18 protein-coding genes are annotated in these 19,113 nt (G+C 48.9%); all 18 read right to left on the bottom strand.

The genetic code is table 11. The annotated features are described in order from the left end of the window. Positions 1-58: 58 nt before the first annotated feature. The 18 genes from ACYVK4_RS09480 to rpsB all read right to left on the bottom strand — a co-directional run bounded on the left by ACYVK4_RS09480 (position 59) and on the right by rpsB (position 19,088). Positions 59-1,702: a S8 family serine peptidase gene (locus tag ACYVK4_RS09480; RefSeq protein WP_461127252.1), complete on the bottom strand. Its 1,644-nt coding sequence runs from the start codon at positions 1,700-1,702 to the stop codon at positions 59-61. Between the two features lie 402 nt (positions 1,703-2,104). Continuing rightward, positions 2,105-2,566 (bottom strand): response regulator, encoded by a 462-nt coding sequence (locus ACYVK4_RS09475; RefSeq protein ID WP_461127251.1) that lies wholly within the window; start codon positions 2,564-2,566, stop codon positions 2,105-2,107. Between the two features lie 301 nt (positions 2,567-2,867). Further along, on the bottom strand, positions 2,868-3,623 hold the full coding sequence (locus ACYVK4_RS09470; RefSeq protein WP_461127250.1) for a porin family protein: 756 nt from the start codon (positions 3,621-3,623) through the stop codon (positions 2,868-2,870). A 175-nt stretch (positions 3,624-3,798) separates the two neighbouring features. Then, entirely contained in the window at positions 3,799-4,515 is a 717-nt protein-coding gene (locus tag ACYVK4_RS09465; RefSeq protein ID WP_461127249.1) for a DNA alkylation repair protein, read from the bottom strand. 67 nt (positions 4,516-4,582) lie between these two features. Then, entirely contained in the window at positions 4,583-6,019 is a 1,437-nt protein-coding gene (gene ftsZ, locus ACYVK4_RS09460) for a cell division protein FtsZ (RefSeq protein ID WP_461127248.1), read from the bottom strand. 81 nt (positions 6,020-6,100) lie between these two features. Then, positions 6,101-7,498, bottom strand: coding sequence for a cell division protein FtsA (ftsA, locus tag ACYVK4_RS09455; protein WP_461127247.1), 1,398 nt, complete (start codon positions 7,496-7,498; stop codon positions 6,101-6,103). Next, complete coding sequence (locus ACYVK4_RS09450; protein ID WP_461127246.1) at positions 7,495-8,268, bottom strand: cell division protein FtsQ/DivIB; 774 nt, start codon at positions 8,266-8,268, stop codon at positions 7,495-7,497. Before ACYVK4_RS09450 ends, ftsA begins: the two co-directional genes overlap by 4 nt. Positions 8,269-8,305: 37 nt before the next feature. Continuing rightward, positions 8,306-9,691, bottom strand: a complete 1,386-nt coding sequence (gene murC, locus ACYVK4_RS09445; RefSeq protein WP_461127245.1) for a UDP-N-acetylmuramate--L-alanine ligase — start codon at positions 9,689-9,691, stop codon at positions 8,306-8,308. Positions 9,692-9,765: 74 nt separating this feature from the next. Further along, a complete protein-coding gene (gene murG, locus ACYVK4_RS09440) occupies positions 9,766-10,857 on the bottom strand; it encodes an undecaprenyldiphospho-muramoylpentapeptide beta-N-acetylglucosaminyltransferase (protein WP_461127244.1) in 1,092 nt (363 codons plus the stop codon). Between the two features lie 128 nt (positions 10,858-10,985). Further along, positions 10,986-12,107 (bottom strand): FtsW/RodA/SpoVE family cell cycle protein, encoded by a 1,122-nt coding sequence (locus ACYVK4_RS09435; protein ID WP_461127243.1) that lies wholly within the window; start codon positions 12,105-12,107, stop codon positions 10,986-10,988. A 61-nt stretch (positions 12,108-12,168) separates the two neighbouring features. Then, a complete protein-coding gene (gene murD, locus ACYVK4_RS09430) occupies positions 12,169-13,518 on the bottom strand; it encodes a UDP-N-acetylmuramoyl-L-alanine--D-glutamate ligase (RefSeq protein WP_461127242.1) in 1,350 nt (449 codons plus the stop codon). A 91-nt stretch (positions 13,519-13,609) separates the two neighbouring features. After that, complete coding sequence (mscL, locus tag ACYVK4_RS09425) at positions 13,610-13,942, bottom strand: large-conductance mechanosensitive channel protein MscL (protein ID WP_461127241.1); 333 nt, start codon at positions 13,940-13,942, stop codon at positions 13,610-13,612. Between the two features lie 105 nt (positions 13,943-14,047). Continuing rightward, entirely contained in the window at positions 14,048-15,004 is a 957-nt protein-coding gene (locus ACYVK4_RS09420; protein WP_461127240.1) for a DUF3078 domain-containing protein, read from the bottom strand. 32 nt (positions 15,005-15,036) lie between these two features. After that, the gene (locus tag ACYVK4_RS09415; RefSeq protein WP_461127239.1) at positions 15,037-15,873 is read right to left on the bottom strand and encodes a mechanosensitive ion channel family protein; all 837 of its coding nucleotides are present in this window, start codon (positions 15,871-15,873) and stop codon (positions 15,037-15,039) included. Next, positions 15,870-16,073: a hypothetical protein gene (locus ACYVK4_RS09410; RefSeq protein WP_461127238.1), complete on the bottom strand. Its 204-nt coding sequence runs from the start codon at positions 16,071-16,073 to the stop codon at positions 15,870-15,872. Before ACYVK4_RS09410 ends, ACYVK4_RS09415 begins: the two co-directional genes overlap by 4 nt. 12 nt (positions 16,074-16,085) lie before the next feature. Next, a complete protein-coding gene (locus ACYVK4_RS09405; protein WP_461127237.1) occupies positions 16,086-16,700 on the bottom strand; it encodes an RNA polymerase sigma factor in 615 nt (204 codons plus the stop codon). A gap of 498 nt (positions 16,701-17,198) precedes the next feature. Beyond that, on the bottom strand, positions 17,199-18,032 hold the full coding sequence (tsf, locus tag ACYVK4_RS09400) for a translation elongation factor Ts (protein ID WP_461127236.1): 834 nt from the start codon (positions 18,030-18,032) through the stop codon (positions 17,199-17,201). A gap of 222 nt (positions 18,033-18,254) precedes the next feature. After that, positions 18,255-19,088: a 30S ribosomal protein S2 gene (gene rpsB, locus ACYVK4_RS09395; RefSeq protein ID WP_461127235.1), complete on the bottom strand. Its 834-nt coding sequence runs from the start codon at positions 19,086-19,088 to the stop codon at positions 18,255-18,257. Between the last annotated feature and the right edge of the window lie 25 nt (positions 19,089-19,113).

Genomic DNA, 19,113 nt, shown 5'->3' with positions numbered 1-19,113 from the left:
TTAGACTTGTTTTTGAGGATGCGAGACGTTTGGAGTGGTTCCGCCGGTATGGCTTCCGTTACTTTTTTCTGGCCATCGTTTGTTCGGCCAATGCCCGTTTTACCGCTTCGTACAGGTTAACAATGGCACCGGTATTGGATAGTGTAGCAAAATCGACTTTCTGCTTCGTGCCCGGCTTCACGACCTGCGTATGGTAAGGCACGGCCGATTGTAAAATAATGCGTTTCAGATCGGCCGGGCTTAGTTTCGGAAAATACCATTTTAGCACGGCTGCAATGCCGGCCACTACGGGCGTAGCCATGCTTGTGCCGCTGCTTGGCCCATATGTGCCTTTGGGCGTTGTCGATATAATAAAATCGCCGGGCGCAAAAACATCCACCATCCGCTTGCCATAGTTGGAAAACGGAGCCGCCAGCGTACTATCGTTCAGGCGGCTACTGGCACCTATTGTCATCAGATTCGGGATCGTTTGCCCATTCAGGTATGTGGGTGCAGGATACTGACGGGCGGAGTCGAGGTCCAGATGGTCGTTACCTGCGGCATGGATCAGCAACACGCCCCTGGTATTGGCATACCGGATGGCCTCATCGACTACCGCTTTTTCGGGCGAGAAATATTTGCCGAAGCTCATGTTAACAATGGTGGCGCCGTTGTCGACGGCATACCGGATGGCGTTGGTTACGTCTTTATCGTATTCATCGCCATCCGGTATAGCTACTACACTCATGATTTGCACATGGTCGGTAATGCCTTTCACGCCCAGGCTGTTGTTCCGCTCAGCGGCAATGATCCCTGACACATGGGTACCGTGTCGGGTGCCGCGTTGGGTATAGCCGCCCGTTGCATCGGCGTTTCCATAATACCGTTCGGTCAGGCTGGCCGGGTTGTCCCCTCGCTCATGAGCTGGTTTGTAGTCAGGGTCGTAGTCGTAGTTGAGTCTATTCTTAAGCTGATCGTTGAAGGATGTAAAAACAACAAGCATAGAGTCGAGATCCGCTTTATCAGCTCGTTTTAGAAATTGGTAATACTGCTGCGCATACTGAATCAGAGTAGTATCAGAGAAGGATGGATGGTGGAGCATCGCGGTATCTATTTTGCTCGTACCGAACGCTTTTTTAAGCTTATCAATATGGTCTTTGTCGGCATTCAGCAACTCTGTATCTTTCTGGAATGCCTCGTTGGCTTCGGCTCTTTTTTGAGAGAAGTAAGGCTTCACGATTTGGTAAAGATCGAAATCAGCCCGTTGAGCCGGTAACAGGGATGCCCGGCTTTTTCCTTCATACAGGGGTTTGAGCCGGGCATACAGGCGGGTCTCTTCTTTCGGAAGATAAGCGATGGTGTGCCCGTCTTTCTTCCCCAGGAAGTTCCAGCCATGGCGGTCATCGGTATATCCGTTGTGGTCGTCATCTTTCCCGTTTCCGGCAATTTCGGTTGTATTTGTCCACATCACGGACGTTAGGTCTTCGTGGGCTACATCGACACCCCCATCAATGACTGCCACAATAACGGGACGGGCCGTTTGCGGTGAAGGAAGCGTTTTGAGCAGGTCATAAGCCCGGTCAGTGCTGATGCCTATTACCTGGTCGGTTGCCGGGTCGAGGTGATGCCATTGTGGAGGTAGTGCCGGTTGACGGTCAGGAGCCTGAGCATAAACAGTTAGTGGCAGGATGGCCAGGCACATGAGTGTAGATAAAGCACGCATAAGGGCATCAGGTGTAAATAAAACTAAGAACCGGGTTTAATTAATTCGACGTTGGGAAGCTGTATCTGGGTGCATAAATAGTTGCTCCATTACCTGACCAATAAAGACAGGCATGGTGGTTAGCTTTTACAGTTAAATTCTATCAAGTTCAGACCTTATCGTTGCGGCAAGTGTATAAGTAAATAAGCTGACCTCCGATTCGATGGCCGCTAGTTATCAACAACTCTATAAATATCAATGTATTCTTGATCAGTTGACAATGTCTTTAGGGAACGGTAAATCCGCCCTAACGGCCTGTGGTTATGAACCTCAGCTGTCAGGGCGGATCGGTAACTCCCGGCGACGGGAACAGGAAGATAAGCGGATTGAGTTAAGGCAATCGTATGCAGTTTGCGGGAACGGCTAAATCGTCAGGACATACTTAGACAGTGTTACCGTGCCCAACCAGTATTCGTTGATGGACTGGAATAAAATCTCCCATTCGTCGAGGCTTTGGGGCTTGGCTAAAAACGAATGCGCACCCAATTGATAGGATTTATTAATAACAACGGGTTCTGATTGACTGCTCAGAATTATGACAGGAAGAAGCGGATACTGGGTCCGTAGTTGGCTTAATAACGTAAAGCCATCCGTTAACTCAGGCAAACTGAGATCGAGAAAGACCAGTCTGGGCATATCTCGTTGAAGCGCAAAGGAGCTTTTTAAATAGGCGAGTGTTTCCTGAGCGGTAGCCGCAAAAACGGGTTCAGCCTGCGGAATCTTGGCCCGTAAGCAATAGCAAATAACTAATTGCTGATCTTTGTTGTCTTCTACCACCAAAAGAGGGAAATTTATCTTTTGGTGGCTTCTCTGGTCAGGTTCCATGGGCTAAACTGGATATGAGTTATGACGTACTGATATGGAGCTTTAAAAGCCGATTTGCGAGTTTGACCTATAGATGTGTAAATAGTTTAATTGGATAATATGATCGATTCAATTTCAGGTGCTTGTGGAGTAGTAAAACCTAATTAAACATGCACAGATTTGTTTGATAGAGAGTGACTTATGTTAGGAAAGGGTTAGCCTGTTATGTCTATTGTTTTGGCCGCAAGGCTTTCCTTAACACTTAAGTGATGGTTGGTGATTGAACCGGTGATCTGTCGATTGATTACTACTGTACAAGTATTTAAAAGGTTGCTAAAAGACCTACGGATGCATAGTTGATCCAGGTGAAGTTGTAAATTGTATCTACATCGGCTCCGCCTTCTACCACCCGGTAGCCTCCTTTAACGCCCAACGTTTTACTAAATTGGTAAGCCGCTCCGGCGAAAATATCTTCTGCACGTCCGAATTTGGAGCCTAAGGCGTCTCCTTCCACTATAAAGCGCCAACGGTCCGTGGCCTGATAAGCTACATACAGGTTGACAAGAGGGACGAATCCGACATTGTCGAAGTTGGTATCCTGCTTAGCTGCGTCATTGACGATCCGGACATTGGCATCACGAATTTTAGCCGTCAAGCCCAGGCCAACACGCCAGCGTTGACGGGCTACAATGTCGTACCGATACGTTAGCCGGTATGAATTGAACTGATAAAAAGCCGTTACTGGTTGTTCGGGCGTAAACACCGTATTGTTAAAGTTGACGGGTTGGTCAAAGTTGCCATCGTAGCGGACGGTTAACGGAGCGTAGAGGGCTGATATCGTGTGACGCTTTGCCAGGGTATAACTGAGCCGCAACCGGTAGAATATCTTCGGTTTGATCGTTAGCTCCTTGGCCAGATTAACCAGCGTGCCCCCTGTGTTGGGGATACGAACGTCGTTGTAAGCTGTGCCGGTAACCGCACCTGTTTCAACGTCTGCCACCAGCTGGGCACGGCTCGGCAATACAAGTAGTTGGGCCAGGACTAGGAGTGGTGCCCAGAGGTAGAAACGTTTATGCATCGGTCGTTGTGTATACGACAACTAACTTCAGACAAACGAAATGGTTTGGTGCTCCGGTACCTACAGACTATCCTGCTGCTTTTGTGCCGGGCATCAGTCCACTAGCTGTTTCTCTCGATAAAGCCTTCTTCGTAAGGCATTCTCCGGGAAAGACAAACGGTGTTTACGGGTTACCTCACTTCGTGTGCATGGGATCCAGATAATACGCCCGGCGAGAAGGCTCGAATCGTTCAATAGCGTACCGAAGGGCTGTTCGGGGCATATTCCGGATATGGTCGTGCAGAAACTCCTCCAGGGCGTCCGGGTTCCGCTTGCCAACTTCCCTGAGCATCCAGCCGGTTGCCTTGTGAATAAGGTCATGCCTGTGCGGTAAAAGCAGCTCTGCAATGGCAAACGTATCGCTAAACTGCCCCACCCGAATAAGCGCCAGCGTTGATACGATGGCGATACGCTGGCTCCATAAGTTATCTTCTTTAGCCAGTTCATACAGAATAGCCCGATCTCGGCTGCGAATATACTGACCCAGGATAGCCGGGCACGATACATCCACCAAATCCCAGTTATTGATACACGGGCGGTTCGCCAGGTAGTGGTTCAGGATCAGTGTTTGGTGAGCCGGGCTGGCCTTTTTGAACTGGTCTATCCAGATGAGCAGGCCAACCATCCGGCACTCGTGATAGGGATCGTGAAGAAGTTGTTCCACCTCACTGACCGGAAGGTTAGACCATTGTTTGGCTACGCCATGCTGCTGAGGCATGGAAAGGCCCATAAACTGATCACCTTCGCCATACTGACCCGGCCCTGTTTTAAAAAAGCGGGCGGCCAGAACGGTCCGTTCGGGTTGAGCCAGGGCAAGCAAGGTATTTTTTACGTCGGCAGAGGTGGGTTCCATAGGTGCAAAATAAAAGCAGAGACTCTTATGAATCTCTGCTCAGTAACTGAAATAAGTTTATCGTCGATCAGTCGTTTAATTTTGAGCGGACGAACTCCTGCTCAGACAACATCGGAAGAGAATAAAGCATTGTTTTATTCCGCTCAAACGTGGGCCGGTCGAGGTCGGCTGCCAGGTACTGCCCTTTCACAAAAGCGTCGACTGTTCGCTTAATCATATCGGCATCGCTGGGCCGCTCTTCGTCATCGAAGAAAAGAACTTCTGGCTCTTCGTGCGAAAATGGCCGAATGATACCGGGCGTTTCAGGCCGGATGATCGTTGTCGCGTTATAACCGGTTGGCGTCTGCTTATCGTCTGATTTGACACTGATGCCTACTGGGTTTGGGTCAATCTCATCGCCGTCGGCATCAACCAGTACCAGCTCTTCCTTAGGCTCTTCCTGCTCCAGAACAGACTCCGGCAGTTCGTCGGTTACCACATCAGGACTATCAACGGTATCCTGCACAGTTGTATCCTTAAGTTGGTCCATCAGGGTAGTTGTACCGTCGAAACCAGCCGCAATGATCGTTACCCGCAAGTTCTCGCCAAGGTTATCGTCTGTGATTGCCCCGAACTTGAACATCTTGGCTTCACTCTGAATTCTCTTGGCTACGTGCTCCGAAATAGCCATTTGTTCTTTCAAACGCATGGCGTGTTCTTTGCTCGACGAGATGGTGAGCAGAATCCGTTTAGCCCCCCGAATATCGTGGTCGTTGAGCAACGGTGAGTTCAACGCTGCTTCGATTGCCTTGATAGCCCGATCTTCGCCACCGATTTCGGCAGAGCCCATAACCGATTGACCAGCCTGTTCAAGTACTTTCTTAACGTCGGCAAAGTCAGCGTTTATGTCGCCCTGGGTGGTGATGATCTCGGCAATGCTCTTTACGGCATTTGCCAGCACATCATCGGCATGCGCATAGGCTTCTGTCCAGGTTAGCTCACTATACAACTCCGCGAGTTTGTCATTGAGCACGACGAGCACCGTATCGCAGCTGTTCTTCAGCTTTTCGATACCCTCACGAGCCTGCTCTTTCTTATCGGTACCTTCGTACCAATAGGGCGCTGTCACGACGGCCACTGTTAGCAAGCCCATTTCCCGGGCTACTTCAGCCACCACCGGTGCCGCACCTGTACCGGTACCACCACCCATACCCGCCGTAATGAAAACCATTTTGGTAGGAGGGGCCAGCAGATTACGGATTTCGTCAATACTGGCACGCGCTGCGTCTTCGCCAGCTTTAGCCTCAGTACCCGCTCCTAATCCGTCACCTAATTGTAACTTTGTGGGTACTGGATTACTCATAAGGGCCTGACGATCAGTATTGCACACAGCAAAACTCACATCCTGCATTTTCAGTTTGTGCATGTGCTTGACGGCATTTCCGCCCATGCCGCCCACGCCGACAACCTTTATTATGATCGGGTTGTCGTCTGGAAGTTCGAATCTATAGCCCTGACTATTCATCGTGTGGGTATGTGGTGTCTGTTCGTTATGAAAACTGCCTAATTGCCATCAAACCGGCATAAGGCCGGTTTGTTACGGTCATTAATACGTATCGGTTTCGTTACCTCTGGATGGTTGAAGTGCTTCTTTAAGCTTATCAAACCAACTCTTTTTGGGTTCCGGCTCGGGTGGCTTAATGCCAACCGGCGATTTGGTAACGCTACCTCCTGTTGGATAAACGGGCCGAACGGGACCGATAGGCTGTTCATCTTCTTTATACGCACGATTTGGATCACTGATAAACGAAATACGATTATCAATGGTTTTGTAACCCGCCCATACTAAGCCCACGGCGGTAGCATACGCTGGGTCACCCACCAGGTCGGCGCGGCCATTCGGTTCAAGGTGTTCGGGATACCCGACACGAACCTCCTCTACGCCCGTTACCCGGCCAAAAATATGCTCTACACCCGGAATCAAAGCGGAGCCACCCGTTAGCACAATGCCGCCCAGTAGCTTGCCGTCGTAACCCGACCGGATGATTTCTGCCTGCACAAGTGCTGCAATTTCCCGAAGCCGATCTTCAATAATAACGGCAACATTTTTTAACAGCACATCTTTAGGTTTGCGGTTGCTCAATCCCGGTACGGCTACAACCTCATTGAGGTTATATTCATTGGGATTGGCACTGCCAAATTTTTTCTTGAGAAGTTCTGCCTGGTTCGGAAGGATTTTGCAGCCCGCCTGAATATCAGACGTCAGGCTGTTACCTGCCCAGGGGAAAACGGCTACGTGACGTAAGACGTTACGGTAATAAATAGCCATTTCGGTGGTACCACCCCCAATATCCACCAGAGCGACGCCCGCGTATTTTTCTTCGTCGGTCAACACGGCCAGTCCGGAAGCCAGGGCCGAGAGCATCATCGTATCCTGCGCCAGATTATTGCGTAGAATACACTTGCGGATGTTGCGGGCTGCGTTGGCCTGGGCCGTGATAAGTTGAAAATCGGCACCCAGTTTTACGCCATTACGGCCAACGGGCTGATTGACGCTCGTTTCGTTATCGACCACAAAATCCATTGGCAGCACATGGATAATCTCCTTGTCGGCTGGAATGGAGGTACGATACATATCATTGAGCAGGTGATCGATGTCTTCCGTCTGCACCTCATCACCCGATGATGAGCGAGTGATGCTGCCGGTTGACTTTACCGATGTGACGTGCGACCCGCTAAAACTAACATTGACCAGGTGAATGTTCAGGTTCGACTGGTTCGATGCGTCGGCTACAGCACGTTTAATGGCATTCACCGTGTTATTGACATTCACAACGGAGCCTTTCGCTACGCCATCCGTCAAATTCGTTTCGCCCACACCCAATACCTCGAGTGTTTCCTGTTCCTTATTATTTCGAATCAGCCGTCCGGCCACGGCACACACTTTCGTACTGCCAATGTCCAGACCCACCACTATTTTCTCGTCCATGCCCGTTGATGTCATTCGCAAACTATTTGATTTTTATACTGAACGCTTACCCGACTGTAGTGATCCCAGCCTTTGGCTGGTAAAACGTCTGTATAAACTAGTTTCAATTTCTTAAATTTTTCGTCTAATTCAGTAGGTGGCCCCAATTCAATTTTATGGTTGCCTACCTCCGGCCACATGGTCACTTCACCCTGCTCGTCAACCGATAACTCGGTAATTTGCGCCCGCCAGAACGGATCATCATGAATTCGTTTCAACAAATCCAGTAACGGCCTGTTCCGGTCATTCGCCAGCGAACGATTTGTGGCAAAATAATTGCCTGTTAAAATCGGTACGCGAGCTGAGTAATTCATCGAAATAGGAAAAAAGCGTCCCTCTTCACTAACATACTGTCCTGACACGTTTCGAAGGCCATCTCCTGATGGCATTAAACGAGCTAATGGGCGAGGCTGTTCAATCACGACGAGTAAACTACCGGTTAAGTCACGAAAAACCTGACATTTTTTCACCAAACCATGCTGTTTTAATCTGACTTCTAACTTTCGTAAGTTAACATCGTCAAAATCTTCTCCCAAAACAGGATCAGCTCCACCGTTTGTCAAATAACCTATTACGTCTCGTCGCGTCAAAAAACGATGTCCATCTACCTCATCCAATCGAACGATTACCTCCCGCACACGCTTCTCGCCATGCCGAATTTCAGTGAAAGCGATCAGTCCAAACAGACTAAAAACACCTCCTGCTGTGAGTAACCACTTTCTGAATGATTTAAAGGTAGAAAACATCTGTAAATAAGCTGGGCTGTTTTTATGATATATTTATCTATTGGTCTAAGAGAAGGTTTTTTAAAGGTACGATTAATTGATCAATGTCGCCTGCACCTATGGTGACAAGCAGCGATGGCCTGTCTTCTCGCAGAACGTCGAGCAATTCGGCTTTGGTGCATTTTTTCTTCGTTTTCGAGTGTACGTCACGAAAAATGAGTTCAGAGGTTACGCCTTCCATCGGTAATTCACGCGCCGGGTAAATATCCAGCAGAATAAGATGGTCGGCTAAAGACAGACTTTCGGCAAACCCTTCTGCAAAATCGCGGGTACGGCTGAACAGGTGTGGCTGAAACACCGCTGTCAGCTCCCGATCCGGATAAAGTGCTTTGACGGATGACAAAAACGCCTGCACTTCGGCCGGGTGATGCGCATAATCGTCAATGAACACCGCGGACTCCGTTTTCAGAATGTATTCAAACCGCCGGCGAACCCCCCGGTAACTATTCAGGGCCGACCGGATAGCCTCGGGTGATACGCCTACTGCCAGCGCAACGGCTCCGGCTGCCACGGCGTTTTCAACATTATGAAAACCAGGAATAAGTAGGTGAATATCGGAAATAATTCCATTAGGATGTACCAGATCGAAGATAAAAGTTGCGTTTTCAATCCGCAGGTTCTGGCTGTGATAAGCCCCTTCGTTCAGCGAGTAGGGCCGAACGTCGGCTTTTGTTTTATCGGCGAGTGATAAACCCTGCTTCATGAACAGTACCCCGTCGGGCTCGATCTGACCAACATATTTGCTGAACGATTCGAGCACAGCGTCGTGAGCCCCATAAATGTCCAGATGGTCGGCATCGGTCGAGGTAACGATGGCGTACTTTGGAAAGAGCGTTAGAAAAGAACGGTCAAACTCATCGGCTTCGACCACACACACGACCGACTTGAGATCATCGGCGGGTTGGTTGAGCAGGAAATTGGTGCCATAATTGTTGGTAATGCCTCCCAGAAAAGCCGCGCAGTTGACGCCCGCATCGCGCAGGATATGGGCCACCATCGACGAGGTAGTGGTTTTGCCGTGTGTACCGGCTACGCCAATGGTTGTCATCTGGCCCGCCAGCAGGCCGAGTACCTGCGAGCGTTTTTGCAATGTGAAGCCCTGCTCGGTCAGATAAATATATTCGGAGTGATCTTTAGGAACGGCAGGCGTGTAAATAACCAGCGTTTCGGCCGGGTTTTCCCGGAACTCGGCTGGAATCTGGTTGATGTCGTCGGTAAAGTGAATGACCATGCCTTCCGCCTGCAGCGTTTCCGTCAAAGCAGTAGATGTTTTGTCGTATCCGGCTACGGCATAACCGTTTACCTGAAACCAGCGGGCCAATGCACTCATGCCGATTCCGCCAATACCGAGGAAATAAATGTACTTAAATTGGTCTAGTGTCATTATTTTGGGAAGAAAGGGAGGATGGAGGAGGGGAGTAAGGGGAAATTACAATTAATCCCTCTCCTCCTTTCTCCTTACTTTGTTAGCTTAATTACTTCATTGGCAATATCACGGGCGGCATTGGGTTTAGCCAATGTTTTTATTTGCTGACTCAATTGCTGCTGTCGGGTCGGGTTGGTCAGCAGGTCGAGGGCGGCAGTTACCAGTTCTTCGCGGGCGGTTCGGTCATTGACGAGCAGGGCTGCGTTATGTTCAACCAGGCTCATTGCATTTTTTGTCTGGTGGTCTTCGGCCGCTGTTGGCAGGGGTACCAAAATAGCCGGACGTCCTACCAGACACAGTTCGGACACGGATAAAGCGCCCGCCCGCGATACTACCGAATCAGAAACAGCATAGGCTTTATCCATGTCGTAGATAAAATCATAAGCTTTGATCAATGTTGATCCGGTGGCGGCAATGGCCGTTCGCGCCCGGTCAATGAAGGCTGTGCCCGTTTGCCAGATGACCTGCACACCGGCATCGACAAAGCGTTGCAGTCCCTTTTCGATGCTTTCATTAATCGTGCGGGCTCCCTGACTGCCGCCAATAATGAGCAGCGTCGGACGGTTAGCTTCCAGATTAAAAAACGCTCTTCCGGCAGCCACTTGCTGACTGGCAAACTGAATGTCGCTTCGAACGGGGTTTCCCGTCATCTTGATTTTCTCCGGTGCAAAAAAAGCCTCCATGCCGGGGTAGGCGACGCAAATGCGCTTGGCCCATCGGGCCAGCACTTTGTTGGTCAAACCCGCATAGGAGTTCTGTTCCTGAATCAGCGTGGGAATACCTTTCAAGGAGGCTGCCAGCAGAAGAGGGCCACTGGCGTAGCCACCCACGCCCACTGCAACATCGGGCCGGAAGTCACGAACGATTTGCTGAGCCCGGATCAAACTCCGGCCTAATTTGAACGGAAAGGCGAGGTTAGACAGCGTCAGCTCGCGTTTGATACCTACCACGGGCAACCCCACGATGGTATAGCCTGCGCGAGGCACTTTTTCCATCTCCATCTTGCCTTCGGCCCCAACAAACAGAATGTTTGTTTTCGGGTCAATTGCTTTCAGTTCGTTGGCAATGGCAATGGCCGGATAAATGTGGCCTCCCGTACCACCCCCACTAATAATTACGTTCATTCAGATAAAGGTAAATGATTTGTGGTATACGGTTCCCGGTCTACAGCTTCTGTTTGGCGAAGAGTTTGCCTGATGGCCCTCTGGCTGCAAACGGGAAACGATGTAGGGCTTTCCATATACCAGAATCGTTAAATCTTGCTCTCGTCGGCTTCGTCCCGGCTTACGCTCAAAACAATCCCGATGGCGAGACCCGTAAAGATAAGCGACGTTCCTCCCATACTGAGCAAAGGGAGGGGTTGGCCCGTTACGGGCGCCAGCCCAATGGCTACACAAATACTGGCAAACGCCTGAAAGACAATACTAAACGTTAGGCCCGCTGATAACAGTCCTCCAAAAGGGCGGGTCGCCTTCTGGAGGGTTTTCATGCCTCGCCACAAAAACCAGATGTAGGCCAGCACCACCGGAATACCACCCAGTATCAGCCCATATTCCTCGACAATGATAGCGTAAATAAAGTCAGAAAAAGGGTTGGGCAGCGTGTTGCGCTGGTGGCTGTTGCCCGGCCCCTGCCCCGTAAGCCCACCATTGGCCAGCGCGATATACGACTGCTCGACCTGGTAAAAGATCGTATCTGAACTCATGAAGTTTTTTACCCGGTTGGAGGCCGTGCCGAAGCGTTGACCTGCCGCCAGCGCTATGCCGCCAAACACGACGCAGACGGCAATCATGTAGCCCAGGTAGCGTACCGGCACCCGGCCGATATACATCAGCAGAAAGCAGGTGGCTCCGAGCAAGAGCGCCGTTGATGTGTTTGACAGAATAATAAGCGAGCAGATAACGCCAATCCAGAGAATCAGGTTAAACAAAACGATGGGGTCGCTCATGAAGCGTTGCCGCTTGGCCAGCATGGCTGCCAGATTGGAAATAAGCGCCAGCTTCGCCAAATCGGACGGCTGAAAGGTCTGGTTGATGATCGGAATCGTTACCCAGCGGGAAGCATCATTCAGGGTTGACCCCTTAAAAAATGCCCATAGCAAAAGCGGGATGGAAAGCCAAAGTCCAAACTTCGACAGTCGGGCATAGTACACATAATTGATCTTGTGCGCGAAATAAGTGCAGGCTAAACCAATAAGCAGCAGCGAGCCATGTTTGAGCAAAAATACTTCGGTGTTACCGTCAAGTTCCCGGAAGGCTTTTGTACCGGTCGCGCTGTAAACGACCAGAACACTCATGATGGACAGGTAAAGAACGATCCACCAGATCTGGCGGTCGCCTTTAAGGTTTGTACGGATCCAGTCTCGAAGGAACATGTTTTTTAATGTATGATATAAGATGTAGGATGCATGTGAATGAGTAGTACATATTCCTACATCATACCTCATACATCTTTCTAACGGCTGCTTTGAACTGATTACCCCGGTCTTCGTAATTCTTGAACAAATCGAAGCTGGCGCAGGCGGGCGACAGCAAGACAACATCGCCGGGTTGCCCCCATTCCAGCCCCTTTTTTATAGCATCGGCTATGTCCTGGGTCTCATAAATCAGAGGAACCGTTTGGCCAAAGTAATCTACTAATTTATGGTTGTCTACACCTAAACAAATCAGCCCTTTTACTTTCCGGCGTACCAGTTCGTCGAGCTGACTGTAGTCGTTTCCTTTATCCTGGCCTCCGGCTATCCAGATGGTTGGTGTGTTCATACTCGACAGGGCGTAAAAGACCGAGTCTACATTAGTCGCCTTGGAGTCGTTGATGAACTGAATGCCGTTGAGCGTACCAGCGGGTTCAAGGCGGTGGGCTGCGTTTTGGAAGGTTTTCAGTCCTTCCTCAATGGCTTCATGGCTAATGCCTACCGACTGGGCGGCCAGAACAGCCGTCAGCATATTGATGGCGTTATGGGGTCCCCGCAAGGGTGTGTCGCTTTGGGCCATTGAGAAAGCCAATTCTTTGTTCTGGGTGATCAGTTGTCCGTTGGCCAGATAGCCGCCCGGCGCAGGGGTGGTTTCCAGAGAAACGGGCAGAAGGCGTAAATTCGGTTGGTGCTTCGCCAATCCATCCCGAATGGGCTGGCTCTCCATAAAATAGATGAAATCATCCTCGGGACGGGCATTTTGCAAAATCCGGAATTTCGACGCCACGTAATTCCCGAATTCGTAGTTATAGCGGTCCAGATGGTCGGGAGTTATGTTGAGCAGTACCCGAACGTCCAGATGTGTTTCGTACATATCGTCCAGCTGAAAACTGCTCAGCTCCAGCACGAAATAATCGAAGGTGTCGGTGATGACCTGTTCCGCAAAGCTATCACCAATATTGCCGGCCAGCCCAACGTTCAGTCCGGCTGTTTTCAGAAGGTGATAGATCAGCAGTGTGGTGGTTGTTTTGCCATTGCTGCCGGTTATGCCAATGAGCTTTGCGGTGGTGTAGCGGGCGGCAAATTCGATTTCCGAAATAATGGGTGTTCCCTGTGCTTTTAGTTTTAGAACAAGCGGAACGGTGGCAGGAATGCCGGGGCTTTTGACCACTTCGGTAGCGTCTAAAATGCGCTCTTCGGTATGCTGGCCTTCTTCGAACGGAATGCCCGCTTTCTGGAGGGTAGCCCGATATTCTTCTTTAAGTGCTCCTCTATCGGACAAAAAAACATCGAAGCCTTTGGCCTGCGCCAGTAAAGCTGCGCCAACGCCACTTTCGCCCCCGCCAAGAATAACTATTTTCTGAATTGACATAATAGAACCGTACAGTTGGCAAAATAACGCATAAATGAAGAAGCCCTGACCATAAGTCAGGGCTCTTTGTACAATTTTTTACAAACTGGTTTTATTCTTTGGGAGCCAATGAACTGGATAAGCGTGCTCGGTTCGCCAGTTTAACAATCATAAAAATAACCCAGGCAATGAGTAAGAACTGAATAAAGTTGTTCAGGAAGTTGCCATAACGAATAGCTACTTCGGGTACTGTACCCACCGCTTCTTTCAGAACAATTTTTAACTCACTAAAATCCGTGCCGCCCATTACCAACCCCAGAATTGGGTTAATAATATCTTCGACAAACGAGGTGATGATTTTGCCAAAAGCAGCGCCGATAATAACGCCAACGGCTAGATCCAGAACATTGCCCTGGGCAATGAAGGTGCGAAATTCACTTAACATTTGATTTTTGATTTAGGATTAAACAAGAAACGATAAAGAGAACGGGCAAAGACTGGGTAGCTAAAACCGGCTCACTAAGGCGTGCCGGTTGCTGGTACATGAATGTTATTTCTTCCGAAACGAACTTAAGTTATAGGAAAGGCCAATCGCCAGTGTTTGTTGAATCTGGAGTGACGAACTGAAGTCTTTATTGTAAAGCGCAATCAGCCCGAGTGTTGTATTGAGATACCGGGTAACTTTCGCAGTTAGCGTAAGATCGAGACGGTGGTTAATGTTATCCAGCTGTGCGTATTGAGTAAATAGCTGATAACGCAGATTCAAGGATACATTTTCGCTTACGTTTCGATTGAGCGCGGCTTGTAACTGGAATGCCAGCCACTCTAAACGAACGCTTTTCCCCGGCTCTACCCCGAACGCTTTTTGCGTTGGGTCAGGCACATAATTACCGGTTGTGGCATCCTGACGTACGCGTACACTTTGGTCGGCCAGGAACGTGAAGCGAGGGGCCAGGGGGCTTATTCGCAGGGCGAACCAGTCAGTAGGCTTGTAGGCTGCTCCAGCCGAAAGAGTGAGCTGTGCAGGAGCAAAAAAATTGGATACTTTCAGACTCGTTTGCTCAGCCGGTAATTTATCATACCGATAACCAGCCGCGAAAAACGTATTGAAAGTACTGGAAACGAACAAATCCCACTTGGGGGCCACCTGGTGGCCCAGCACAGAGATGATGATGATCTGGTCGGCGGCCTTACGCGTATTGCCTAATTGAGTAACATAACCCAATTGAAGATCGGCAGTGTTGTCCCACGAAGTTTTGCCTTTTTCATATAACGCACGGGCGGTAACGACGCCACCAATCGCAATGGAATTAACACCGCCACCCGCCCAGTTACTGAACGATGCCTGGTTGAAATTAACGCCACCGCTGAAGGATCGCTGCCAGTAACTGGTGTCAACTTTCACAGCTACGGTATCTTTGAAGTTGGTGGTTACTCTTGTCGAGTCCTGCGCTGTCGCCTGATAGGCGTAGAGAAGGCCAATAAGTAGGTAAAATGTACTTTTCATAGAAGCAGGATAAAGGGAGCCATCAGGTTTCGTTATTCCGTTGTCTGGAATACTTCTACATTTTTTGTTTGTAGAGACTGTAGCGGGATCACTGTCGTTGTATCGCCCGTACGGAGGGTGAGCGATAGTGAGTCAATTTTTATAATCTCTCCTTTTACCTCACCGATCTGAATGATCTGCCCTTCTTTGTATTTATTCTTTGTGTAAAAGGACGAAAGAATATTGGCCATCAAATCGCGCGAGGCAAAGCCGTAACCAGCGGCAAAGGCAAAGATGACGCCACCAATGATCAGGTTGAAACTTGACTCGAGTAACTCGGTATTGATACCTGCCTGCCCCAAGGCGCTAATGATGGTAACTGTCAGGAAGAAGCTAAACACAATCATGCTCAGCAGACGCCCTGACTCAATATTAAATGATTTACAGATACTTACTACCGCTTCCCGTAGTGAATCAGCCAGTAAAACACCCACTTGCAGCATGATAGCCGCGGCTATCAGTTTGGGAATAAACGCTACCAGCGACGACACCATATCGGTGATGGCGGCTACGCCCAGTTTTTCGGTAGCGGTGGTTATAAAGACGAGCAGAATGTAGTAATAGAGAACCTTGGCAATGATTCCGCTGAGCTTGATCTCGGTCTTAAGTTGCTTAATGATACTGATCTCATTAAGTCGATCACCAATTTTGTCGAAGCCTACCCGATCCAGTACTCGGTGGACAATGAATGCCGCCAGTTTAGCGACGCCCACCCCGATAATCATGATGATTATCGCGCCAATGATGCGCGGAACAAAATCACTAAATTGATTAATCAGGTTTTGAAACGTATTGCGTATTATATCAGACAGGTCGAAAATCTGGTTCATAAAGGGGGATTTTGGTCGTTTGGTGTGAGTTGAGGTGGGTTTGCCAATACGGAAGCAAGCCCGAATAAATCACCTATGTACACCTCCACAATGGTGATTGCATTCCGGATAAGATCAATTTCGGAAACCAGCTCATTTTTTAAGTGAGGGGGGCATATTGCGTCTGATTCGAGTTCTTTAAATGGATTTGGGTTTTCCATAACGATTGATTGTTAACGAAAGGGCCAGCGTATAGAAAGAACGGCTTTAATAGCCACCAACAACCAGAATATAGCCCCTTCCAGGTAGTGCTTGCGTAACTTGTCACGTGACCGTTTAAGCCTCATTTTTACGGCACTCTCCGTTAAACCACTTATAGCCGCAATGTCACGGATGCTTACGTCATCCTGATACTTCATCAGCAATATGGTTTGCTCCTCTGCCGAAAGTTGGTGCAGCGCACGCTCCAGTTGCTGAGATTCCATTTCTGCCATTTCTGCCATTTCTGCCAGGCCGTCATCCGTTCCTACGTCCAGCCGCTCCCAGCCCTCATCCATGTGTACTTCCCGTCGTAGATTCTGAGACCTAAGTTGGTCTGTACAATAGTTATAGGTGATGGAATAGAGCCAGGTTGAAAATTTAGCCTGTTCCCGAAAACTACTGAGCTTGACAACCAGCTTCAAAAAAATGTCGTGCGTGAGGTCTTCGGCACGAACGGGGTCTTTGCTGAATGACAGACATTTTCGATACACTTTATCACAGTAGCGTTCGTATAGCGTCTCAAAATAAGTATTCTGTTGTGTGTCGACGTATAACCGAACTAACTCCTCATCTGAAATAGGCTCCATTCTGTACGGTGGTGGTTGATAAGACCGAGGAAGGTGACAAAAGTAACGGCTCCCCTCCTTAATAATGTGTAAAAAAAGCAAATATGTATATTAAGGCTGCCTTAATGGCTAGCTACTAGACCAGTAAGTTATCTTTTCCGGCTAAACCGTTAGCTAAACAAAAGGAGCGATTGGGTATCTTGTCTATTCACCACTGTGAGGACGCATTTACTGAAAACACCTGATATCTGAAACTTATACGGATCTTTTGGGAAAAGCACTACTGTTAGAGGCTACAATATATATATTTATATAGTACGGGTATAATTAGAAAGCTGTATAATAGAGTAAGTGTGTTTACTAACAGATTTATGTCCTGAATTTTGGCCTTATACTAGTAAAACCGTTGAGAAACTATGAGATAAGGTAGTCTGGTTAATTTCCGGTGCCGGAATACCTATGTAAACAAAAATACCCAGCTTATCAGGCTGGGTATTTTCAAAAGGCACGCAAATCGTATTAGCCAATCGCTACGCGCTTAAACGCGTTTACGGTTAAGCCTTTGCTGGTTTTTTCCAGTAGTTGGGCAATCGTTACAGAGCCATCTTTAACAAATTCCTGATTCAACAGCGTGTTGTCTTTGTAGAATTTGTTCAGTTTACCCATAGCAATTTTTTCGAGCATTGCTTCTGGCTTACCTTCCAGACGAGCCTGCTCTTTACCGATTTCAATTTCACGCTGAACGATCGTGGCATCAACACCGTCTTTATCCAGAGCAACCGGCTTCATGGCTGCAATCTGCATAGCGATGTCTTTACCTACTTCCGTTACTTCCGTACCGTTCGTATTGACCAGACCTACTAAAACGCCCAGTTTACCATTCGAGTGAATGTACGATACGACTTGGTCGGCCGAAACGGTTTCGAAAGAAGCAACGTCAACTTTTTCACCAATTTTGCCCATCAGGTCTGTAATATGGTCCTGAAGTGAACGGCCATCAGCCTGTGGAGTGGCCAGCAGCGTGGCTTTGTCCGTTGCATCGGTAGCAACAGCTGTACTCAGGACGGTCATCGCCAGATTTTGAAAATCGGCTACTTTCGACACGGGCTCCGTTTCGCAGGCTAGCGCGATCACTTTACCGCTTTTGCCATCCGGGCTAACGTGGGCCAATACAATACCTTCGGCCGTGGTGTTATCAGCCCGCTTGTCGGCTATTTTCTGACCCTGCTTCCGCAGAATCTCTTTTGCTTTGTCAAAGTCGCCATCGGCTTCGGTGAGGGCCTTTTTACAGTCCATCATGCCGGCTCCGGTCTCTTGCCGAAGTTTGTTTACGTCAGCAGCGGTAATTGCCATAATAATAGGTGATTGTCTAATTAAATTGCCAAAAAAAGTTTGGTACTCAATGAGTTGTATCGTGAAATGGAATAGCCCATAGCGGCTGGCTACGGGCTATTTTCAATGAAGTTATAAAGTTGTTAAGTGCGTAAGACGGTAAGCTAATAACCTGAAATGCGGAAGAATTCTTCTACTCACATCAATTTACTAACGGACCAACTTACTGACTTACTGACTCTACTAGGCTTCCTGCTCGTCTTCAGCAACAGCGGCAGGAGCAGCCGTAGCCTCGGGCTGCGATTCACCTTCGGCTTTAGCCTGGGCAAGATCTTCAGAACGTTTGGCTTCTTCTTCTTCCTGTACGCGCTGATCGTCTTTATCCTGTTTCCGCTCCATCAGGCCTTCTTCGATGGCCTTACCAATGGCAAGCGTGATCAGGGAAATTGACTTATAAGCATCGTCATTGGCTGGGATAGCGAAATCAACCTCTTCGGGGTTCGAGTTCGTATCGCACATGGCAAATACGGGGATACCCAGACGGTGAGCTTCGGCAACAGCAATGTGTTCGCGTTTTACGTCAACGATGAACAGAGCCGCTGGTAAACGGGTTAGGTCGGCAATACCGCCCAATACGCGCTCCAGTTTTTCTTTATCCCGGCTGCGGGTCAAACGCTCACGCTTGGCAATACTTTTGACGGTCTCCTCGTCTTTCAGCATTTTGTCCAGCGTTTGCATTTTTTTCAGCGACTTGCGGATCGTAGCGAAGTTCGTTAACATACCGCCCTGCCAGCGATCGGTAACGTACGGCATTTTCAGGCGACGCGCTTCTTCCGAAACGATTTCCTGAGCCTGTTTCTTCGTAGCCACGAACATCACTTTCCGGCCCGAGCGAACAATACCTTTGATGGCATTGCAGGCTTCGTCCAATGCCGCAACCGTTTTGTTCAGGTCAATAATGTGGATGCCGTTCTTCTCCATGAAGATGTACGGAGCCATCCGGGGGTCCCACTTACGCGTAAGGTGGCCAAAGTGCACACCAGCGTCGAGGAGGTCTTTATATTCAATTTGTGCCATTTCAGACTTTGAAAATGAATGTTGT

It is taken from the genome of Spirosoma aerophilum, assembly GCF_054782495.1.
Note: the sequence above shows the minus strand (reverse complement) of the source record. Positions and strands in the feature narration are given on the sequence as shown.

What these genes read in the sequence shown, in the direction of transcription:
- ACYVK4_RS09415 (WP_461127239.1), bottom strand. Translation starts at nt 15,873, where the DNA reads ATGAACCAGATTTTCGACCTGTCTGATATAATACGCAATACGTTTCAA.
- tsf (WP_461127236.1), bottom strand. Translation starts at nt 18,032, where the DNA reads ATGGCAATTACCGCTGCTGACGTAAACAAACTTCGGCAAGAGACCGGA.
- ACYVK4_RS09465 (WP_461127249.1), bottom strand. Translation starts at nt 4,515, where the DNA reads ATGGAACCCACCTCTGCCGACGTAAAAAATACCTTGCTTGCCCTGGCT.
- ACYVK4_RS09410 (WP_461127238.1), bottom strand. Translation starts at nt 16,073, where the DNA reads ATGGAAAACCCAAATCCATTTAAAGAACTCGAATCAGACGCAATATGC.
- murG (WP_461127244.1), bottom strand. Translation starts at nt 10,857, where the DNA reads ATGAACGTAATTATTAGTGGGGGTGGTACGGGAGGCCACATTTATCCG.
- ACYVK4_RS09470 (WP_461127250.1), bottom strand. Translation starts at nt 3,623, where the DNA reads ATGCATAAACGTTTCTACCTCTGGGCACCACTCCTAGTCCTGGCCCAA.
- mscL (WP_461127241.1), bottom strand. Translation starts at nt 13,942, where the DNA reads ATGTTAAGTGAATTTCGCACCTTCATTGCCCAGGGCAATGTTCTGGAT.
- ACYVK4_RS09475 (WP_461127251.1), bottom strand. Translation starts at nt 2,566, where the DNA reads ATGGAACCTGACCAGAGAAGCCACCAAAAGATAAATTTCCCTCTTTTG.
- ftsA (WP_461127247.1), bottom strand. Translation starts at nt 7,498, where the DNA reads ATGACATCAACGGGCATGGACGAGAAAATAGTGGTGGGTCTGGACATT.
- murD (WP_461127242.1), bottom strand. Translation starts at nt 13,518, where the DNA reads ATGTCAATTCAGAAAATAGTTATTCTTGGCGGGGGCGAAAGTGGCGTT.
- rpsB (WP_461127235.1), bottom strand. Translation starts at nt 19,088, where the DNA reads ATGGCACAAATTGAATATAAAGACCTCCTCGACGCTGGTGTGCACTTT.
- ACYVK4_RS09435 (WP_461127243.1), bottom strand. Translation starts at nt 12,107, where the DNA reads ATGTTCCTTCGAGACTGGATCCGTACAAACCTTAAAGGCGACCGCCAG.
- ftsZ (WP_461127248.1), bottom strand. Translation starts at nt 6,019, where the DNA reads ATGAATAGTCAGGGCTATAGATTCGAACTTCCAGACGACAACCCGATC.
- murC (WP_461127245.1), bottom strand. Translation starts at nt 9,691, where the DNA reads ATGACACTAGACCAATTTAAGTACATTTATTTCCTCGGTATTGGCGGA.
- ACYVK4_RS09405 (WP_461127237.1), bottom strand. Translation starts at nt 16,700, where the DNA reads ATGGAGCCTATTTCAGATGAGGAGTTAGTTCGGTTATACGTCGACACA.
- ACYVK4_RS09480 (WP_461127252.1), bottom strand. Translation starts at nt 1,702, where the DNA reads ATGCGTGCTTTATCTACACTCATGTGCCTGGCCATCCTGCCACTAACT.
- ACYVK4_RS09420 (WP_461127240.1), bottom strand. Translation starts at nt 15,004, where the DNA reads ATGAAAAGTACATTTTACCTACTTATTGGCCTTCTCTACGCCTATCAG.
- ACYVK4_RS09450 (WP_461127246.1), bottom strand. Translation starts at nt 8,268, where the DNA reads ATGTTTTCTACCTTTAAATCATTCAGAAAGTGGTTACTCACAGCAGGA.